Genomic DNA, 7526 nt, shown 5'->3' on the forward strand with positions numbered 1-7526 from the left:
CGCCGCACCCGCCCCGCGATCCGGCGGCCCAGCCGCCCCAGGGCGCTCGACCGGTTCCAGTCGCGGAAGGCGTCGGCCCGGCCGCTGCTGCCCGTGCGGCCCACCGTCGCCTCGACCTCCGCCACGGCCTCGGCCGGCATGCCGCGTACGGCGGGGCGCAGGACGTCGTCGAGGAGGGCGGCGGCCACCGGGGGCCAGGCGCGGCCCGCGTGCGGGTGGGCCGTCCAGACGGTGAAGCAGTCCGCCGCGTAGGCGGGTTGTGTGCGCAGCCGGGTGCGTACGGCTTCCGTCCGGGCCACCCGGTCGTACGCGGCGATCAGCTCGGCGTCCTCGCCGTGGACGAAGTCGTACAGTTCCGCCCCCGGGCGGTCCGGGGCCAGCAGGCGTTCGACCAGGGCCGCGTACGCCCGCTCCCGGAGCTCCGGTTCGACCGGCTCCGCCTGCGCGCACAGGGTGCGGACCCGCTCCGCCCAGCCGGGTTCCGGGGCGCCCGTACGCAGTTCGCGGACCAGGTCCAGCAAGAGGAGGCCGGCCCGCTCCCGGCCGCCGATTTCCCCGGGGAAGCCGCGCAGCAGGTCGTGGGCGAGCCCGGCCGCCTCGTCCGTGCCGGCAGGGGACGTCCCGGTGGCCGACGTCCCGATGGCCGACGTCTCGGCGGCGGACGTGCTGAGCGCCGCGTCCACCAGGCGCGCCCAGGTACCGGCCACGCGGTGCGCGTCCGAGGTGGCGGCGTCCAGCAGCAGCCGGGCCTCCCCGACCGTCGGGGCCCGGTCCTCCCACACCAGGCCGACCGCCGTGCGCAGGACCAGGGGCTCGGCGAAGGGGGAGAGGCCGGCCGCCCGCAGCACCCGGTGCCACACCGCCGCCCGGTCACCGCCCAGGGTCGCCATCGCCTCCGGCACCTCGGCGCACATCCGCAGGTGCGGCAGCGCCTGCGTACCCGTGAACGGCAGCGTGACCCGCTCCAGGAACCGGGCCACCGCCCCGGGGTCCTCGGGCGCGATCCGGTCCAGCGCGCCGAGCAGCGCCGTCCGCACCTCGAACTGCTCGTCCAGCAGCTCCAGCAGGGCCGGTGCGAAGCCCGGGGGGCTTTCGTGTGCCGCCGCTTCCGCCAGCAGAGCGGGCGCCAGCCGGTCCACGACCCCCGGCAGCGACTCCGTACCGTCCACAGCCAACAGCCGTGCGACCCGCAGCAGTTGTACGGTGCGCGCCACCGGGCGCGAGCCGACGGTGTCGGCCAGCTCGGTCAGGATCTCCGGGCCCAGCCGCTCGGCGACCTCCGCCCCCTCCGGGCCGGCGAACGCGTCCCGGCGCGGCAGTTCCAGCGAGCCGTTGCCGCCCCGTACCGCCTCCGTGACCAGCATCGCCGCGAGCGGGGCGGTGACCGATGCCGGGCAGCGGCCCTCCAGCGCGCCGAACAGCCGCCCGGCCGCGTCGAATTCGGGTCCCGTACGGTCGTCGACGGCGGGGGAGGTGAGGGCCTCCACCAACTGGCCCGTGCGCTTGGCGTCCAGCGCGTACGGGCGATCGGCGGCCCAACCGGCCGCCGCCGCACGCCCGTCCGGCCCGAGTTCGATGCCCGCACACAGTGCCGTCACGGCCAACGGGCCCGCCGCGAAAGGCTCCCCGGGCAACTCCCGCGCCTCAGTGAACAGCTCCGGTGACCGGCTCCGCCAGACCCGCGCCGCCGTCGCCGCCCACGCATCGCCCGGACCGCCGCCCGCCGGAGGCGGCCCCGCGCACTCGTGCACCCGCAGGCCCGCGGCCCGTGCCGCCGCCGCGTCCTCGGGCAGCACCCCCACCACCCGCGACGCCGAACTCTCCGGCCGCCGGGTGTACGTGGTGAACGTCAGCCGCTCCGCGCTCTCCCTCGGCAAGGTGACCGACGCGAGCCCCAGCCACCGGGCCACGTCCGCGCACTGCCGCTCCACCAGCACCACCGGCCGCCCGCCGGACGCCTCCGCGTCGCTCGCCCGGCGCAGATCCGCCAGGACGGCCGCGAGCCAGGGGCCGCGCGAGACGGCGAAGTCGTCGAGGCCCTCGGAGACCGCCGCCGGACCCGGCGGCAGCGTCAACGGGTCCGGGACCGGCCCGCCCGGCGTCACCGCCACCCAGTGCGGCGACCGCCACGCCTCGACCGGCAGCCGGTCGCCCGGCAGCGGAACCCCCGGCGGCAGGTGCACCGCGTGCGCGTGGAACCGGACACCCGACCCGGTGCCGCCCGTGTCCCGTACCGGGGCCGCCCGTGCCACCAGCCGGCTGCCGTCGGACAGCACGAAGTACCCGAAAGCCTGGGGAAGCGAGCGGAGTTCGTCGTCGGACGGCCGGCCGGGAACGCCCCCGGGGAGCTCGTAGCGCAGCAGGGGCTCGATCTCCGCCAGCAGAGCACCCGACACTCCTGGGCCGACCGCCGAGAACCGGCCCGCCGTTCCCTCGTCCCCCGGCGCGGCGGAGGTGTAGTGCACCTGTGCAAGGCTCATCTGTCGGCCCTCTTCGTCCTGCCGCGCCCGATCCCCGTGCCCACCCCGTACGGCTGGGGTCGGGGGAAGAAGTCCGCAGCCGCGGGGGCGACGTTATCAAGGACGGGGACCGAATCCCTACGCTGCGTCAGGCGCTGGCCCGAGGGACGCCGCACTACGGTGACCCCATGAGCGACGTGAAGCTTTCCGCGGGCGTGATCGAGTACCACGACACCGGTGGCGAGGGGCCCGTCGTGGTCCTCCTGCACGGCGTGGCCATGGACGGCTCGCTGTGGGACGAGGTCGTCGCCGGGCTCGGGGACGGGGTGCGGTGCGTCGTGCCGACCCTGCCGCTCGGCGGGCACCGCAGGCCCATGGAGGCCGGGGCAGACCTCTCCGTCCTCGGGGTCGCCCGGCTGGTCGCGGAGTTCCTGGAAGCGCTCCGGCTGGAGGACGTGACCCTGGTGATGAACGACTGGGGCGGCGCACAGGCCCTGGTCGCGGACGGGCGGGCCGACCGGATCGGCCGGCTCGTGATCACGTCGTGCGAGGCGTTCGACAACTACCCGCCGGGGCTGCCCGGCCGGAACCTCGTCGCCTCCGCCAGGCTGCCCGGCGGGATCAGGGCGGCCTTCTCCCTGCTCCGGCTGCGGCCCGCACGGCGGCTGCCCATGACCTGGGGCCGGATGAGCAAGCGACCCGTCCCGCACGCCACGATGGACCGGTGGTTCCGGCCGCTCCAGACCTCCCCGGAGATCCGCCGTGACCTGCGCGCCTATGTGCTCGGCGTACCGGAGAAGGCCGAGCTCGCACGGTGGGCCGAGCAACTGCGCACCTTCGACCGGCCCGCGCTGGTGATCTGGGCGACCGAGGACCGGGTGATGCCGCTCGACCACGGCCGGCGCCTCGCCGAACTGCTGCCGCAGGGACGGCTGGTGGAGGTCGCCGACAGTTACACGCTGATTCCCCAGGACCGGCCCGACGCCCTCGTCGAGCACATCGGCGCCTTCCTGACGGAGACCGCCTGAAGGAGCGGGCCGGGCGCCCCGGGCGGTGCCGGGCATGTCCCGACGAGGTAACAGTCCCTCATCGGCCCCCGTCCGCCCCACCGGGCGAACCTATGATCGACGCGGCGTCGAGGAGGAACGGGGAAACGCTGTGACCTGTCACGTGCCGTTAAGAGGGGTCCGGTACGCGCTGCCCCTGGCCCTGGTGACCGTCCTGCTCGCCGGCTGTTCCGGCGCGGCGGACGACCCCGGGGAAGCGGAGAAGCGCGACGCCTCGGCGAGCGCGAGCCCGGACCCCGGCGGCAGCACCGGTGCCGGGCCGTCGCCCGAGGACTCGCTCGTACCCGACCCCGCCCGGCTCCCGAAGACCCGGGCCGAGGCACGCGACCTCATCGGCCGCGTCATCGCCGGCCCCGACAGCTTCGGCCCCGGGGTGGTGAAGCGGAGCCCGTACGAGAGCGACCCCGCGACCTGGCCCGTGCTCGGCGAGGACTGTGTCTGGCAGCAGCGGAAGCCCGCGTACAGCGTCCTGGCCACCCTCACCCGCTCGTTCGAGCTGCCCGCCGAGGAGGGGAAGGGGCCGGTGCGCCTCGGCGCCGTCGTCACCGTGCACCGTACCCGCGAGGACGCCGCCTGGGAGATGGCCGAGTCGATCGAGGAAAGCATGCGCTGCCCCACCCAGCAGTTGCGCGAGGGCGAACTGATCGGCTCCATGGTCGCCGCCGCGCTCCTCGGCGGCGAGTCCAGGCAGACCACCTCCGAGGACTCCCTCAGTGAGACGGGGCAGTACCGGAGCTCCGAGCTCGGCGGACCGCACCACTACTCCTGGCAGCAGGCGCAGACCCTGCAGTTCACCGTCGCCGTGACCGGCAAGGGGGCGAAGGGGCGCACCGAGCGGGAGATCGACGACCTCGTCGTCCAGGCGCAGGCCGCCATGCTGGTCCGGCTGGAATCCGCCGTCGAGAAGCAGAGCTGAGGCCGGGCGATGGACGACCTGCGACCCACCGACCCCGCCCGGATCGGCGGACACCGGCTCCTCGGCCGCCTGGGGGCGGGCGGCATGGGCGTCGTCTACCTCGGACGCACCGACGCCGGAGCGCTCGCCGCGATCAAGGTGATCCTGCCCGAGCACGCCGGGGACGAGGACTTCCGGACCCGCTTCCGCCGGGAGGCGGAAGCCGCCCGCCGGGTCGACAGCCCCTGGGCCGTCTCCGTCACCGCCGCCGACACCGAGGCGGAACGCCCGTGGCTCGCCACGGAGTTCGTCCCCGGACCGACGCTCTTCGACGTCGTCGCCCGGCGCGGGCCGCTGCCGGTGCGCAGCGTCGCGGTCCTCGGCCGGCTGCTCGCCCGCGCCCTGGCCGCCGTGCACGCCGCCGGGCTCGTCCACCGCGACGTCAAACCGGGCAACGTCCTGCTGACGGCCGGCGGCCCGCAGCTCATCGACTTCGGGATCGCGCGCGCCGCCGACGCCACCGCCCTGACCGCCACCGGCCTCGTCGTCGGCACCCCCGGCTTCCTCCCGCCCGAGCAGGCGTCGGGGAACACCGCAGGGCCCGCCGGGGACGTCTTCTCGCTCGGCTGCCTCCTGGCGTACGCGGCCACCGGCCGGCCGCCCTTCGGCGGCGGCGCGGTCGACGCCGTCCTCTACCGCACCGTGCACGACGCACCCGACCTGGACGGCGTCGACGACGCCCCGCTCCGTGCGCTCCTGGACCGGTGCCTCGCCAAGGACCCCGGTGAGCGTCCGGCCGCCGCCGACCTCGACACCCTGATAGCCGAGGACGCCCCCGCCGGGGCCACCGCCGACTGGCTGCCCGAGGACGTCGTCCGGATCATCGCGGACCGGTCCGCCGCCCTGCTGGCCCTGCCCGACATCGACGCCACCGTCACCGAGAGGCCCGGCCCGCCGGACCCCGCCCCCGGCCGGAGACGGTTCCTGCTGCTCGCGGCCGGCGGCGCGGTGGTGCTCGGTGCCGGCGCCTTCGCCGCCGTACGCCTCACCCGCGACGAACCCGACGGCGGCGGGGACGGAACACCCGGTGGACGCCGCCTCATCATCGGCGTGCACGCCGACCTCACCGGCCCCCTGAGCGCCGCCGGACGTGCCCAGGAACGCGGCGTCCGGCTCGCCGTCGACCGCTTCAACTCCCTCGACGACCACCCCTTCCGCCTGGCCGTGAAGGTCCTCGACGACCAGGGGGACCCCGTCCGCTCGGCCCAGGTCGCCGAGGAGTTCGCCCGCGATCCGGAGGTCGTCGCGGTCATCGGCCCCACGGGCGACGAGGCGGCCGGGGCGGCACTGGCCGCGTACGACGAGGCGGCGCTGCCGGTCCTGACGGTGTCGGCCCTCCAGATCGCCTTCCCGGCCCGGGCCAACGGCTCCTTCTTCCAGGCCGCCCCCTCCTACGCCTCGCTCTCCTTCCCCATCGTCAACCGCCTCCTGCTGCGCCCCGACGTCGAGCGGCTGGGCATCCTGATCGACCGGTCCGGCGGGCAGACGGCCTACCAGGCGGGCTACACCACCAACCTGATGACGCCCCAGCTCACCACCGGCACCACCCACCCCCGGGTGGTGCCCGCCGGGACGACCGTCTTCGACCCGGTCGTCACCGACCTCCTCTCCCACCGGAGCGACGCCCTCTTCTACGCCGGTGACGCGGCCGGCGCTTCCCGGGTCGCCCGCATCCTGGCCGAACTCTCCTTCACCGGACCTCGCATGGCCCAGCACACCGTCATGGGGCCGGAGTTCCTGAAACAGGCGGGTGCGGCGGCCGACGGCTGGGAATTCGTCGCACCGTTCACCGACGCGAGCGCCCCGGCCGCCGCGACCTTCGCCGCCGCCCACCGCAAACGCTTCGGCGCCGCACCCGCCGCCTGGTCGGCCGAGGCGTACGACGTGACGGGACTCGTCGCCCGCGAGCTCGCCGCCCTCACCGAGACCGCCGCCAGGGAGGCGACGGCGAGCGCCACCCCCTCCGGCGACGGCCGGCCCACCCGGTCCGCACTCACCGCCGCGATCGCCGGCGCCCGGTACGAGGGGATCTCCCGCACCTACGCGTTCGACGAGAAACGTCAGCAGGTCATCGGCCAGGACGCCCACCTGTACCGGGTGGAGAAGGGCCGCCACCGCTATCTCGGCCCGGCCCCGAAGCCGAAGAGCTGACGTGCGGCCCCTCACCTCGGAGGACCCCCGCACGGTCGGCCCGTACCGCACCCTCGCCCGGCTCGGCGCGGGCGGCATGGGCGTGGTCTACCTGGCGCGCTCGGCGGGCGGCGCGCTCGCCGCCGTCAAGGTGATCCGGGCCGAGCACGCCGACGATCCCGGGTTCCGGGCCCGCTTCCGGCGCGAGGCCGAGGCGGCCGCCCGGATCACCGGACCCTGGGTGGTTCCGGTGCTCGGCGCGGACACCGAGGACCGCGAGCCGTGGCTGGCGACCGCGTTCGTTCCCGGGCCCTCGCTGGCCGAGGTGGTGGGCGCCGGCGGCGCGCTGCCCACGGCCACCGTCAGGGCGCTCGGGAGCCGGCTCGCCGAGGCCCTCGTCGCGGTCCACGAGGCCGGGCTGATCCACCGCGACGTCAAACCCGGCAACGTGCTCCTCGCCCTCGACGGCCCCCGCCTCATCGACTTCGGGATCGCCCGCCACGAGGGCGCCACCGCGCTGACCACCACCGGCGCGGTGATCGGGACACCCGGCTATCTGGCCCCCGAGCAGGCGTCGGCCCACCCGCCGGGGCCGCCGAGCGACGTGTTCTCGCTCGGCTGCGTCCTCGTGTACGCGGCGACCGGGCGGCGGCCGTTCGGCGAGGGCGGCGGGGCGGGCGCCCTGTTCCGCACGATCCACGAGGAGCCGGACCTCGCGGGCGTGGAGCCCGGCCTGGCACCCCTGATCACCGCCTGCCTGGCCAAGGACCCGGCCGGCCGGCCGACCGCTGGCCGGGTCCGCGACGCCTTGGCGGCGAAGGCCCCGGGTGACCCCGGGGACCCGGCCCGGGTACGGGACCCGAGGGAGTACCCGGGCCGACGAGGAGCCCCGGACCCGCACGAAGCCCCCCGCAC

Annotated in this window: 5 protein-coding genes; 4 read left to right on the forward strand and 1 reads right to left on the reverse strand. The window is 76.0% G+C overall.

Annotated features, from left to right (window positions below):
* Positions 1-2480, reverse strand: a 2480-nt coding sequence (locus tag HET64_RS33905) for a GTPase-associated protein 1-related protein (RefSeq protein WP_215111091.1), incomplete at its 3' end; no start/stop codon positions are given.
* Between the two features lie 167 nt (positions 2481-2647).
* Here HET64_RS33905 and HET64_RS33910 point away from each other — a divergent pair.
* The 4 genes from HET64_RS33910 to HET64_RS33925 all read left to right on the forward strand — a co-directional run.
* The gene (locus HET64_RS33910; protein WP_215111092.1) at positions 2648-3487 is read left to right on the forward strand and encodes an alpha/beta fold hydrolase; all 840 of its coding nucleotides are present in this window, start codon (positions 2648-2650) and stop codon (positions 3485-3487) included.
* Between the two features lie 130 nt (positions 3488-3617).
* The gene (locus HET64_RS33915; RefSeq protein WP_308370421.1) at positions 3618-4442 is read left to right on the forward strand and encodes a hypothetical protein; all 825 of its coding nucleotides are present in this window, start codon (positions 3618-3620) and stop codon (positions 4440-4442) included.
* Positions 4443-4451: 9 nt separating this feature from the next.
* Positions 4452-6632, forward strand: a complete 2181-nt coding sequence (locus HET64_RS33920) for a bifunctional serine/threonine-protein kinase/ABC transporter substrate-binding protein (RefSeq protein WP_215111093.1) — start codon at positions 4452-4454, stop codon at positions 6630-6632.
* A 1-nt stretch (position 6633) separates the two neighbouring features.
* The coding region (locus HET64_RS33925) for a serine/threonine-protein kinase (RefSeq protein WP_308370422.1) at positions 6634-7526 on the forward strand (893 nt) is incomplete at its 3' end.

It is taken from the genome of Streptomyces sp. McG3 (assembly GCF_018619185.1).
GTDB lineage: Bacteria > Actinomycetota > Actinomycetes > Streptomycetales > Streptomycetaceae > Streptomyces.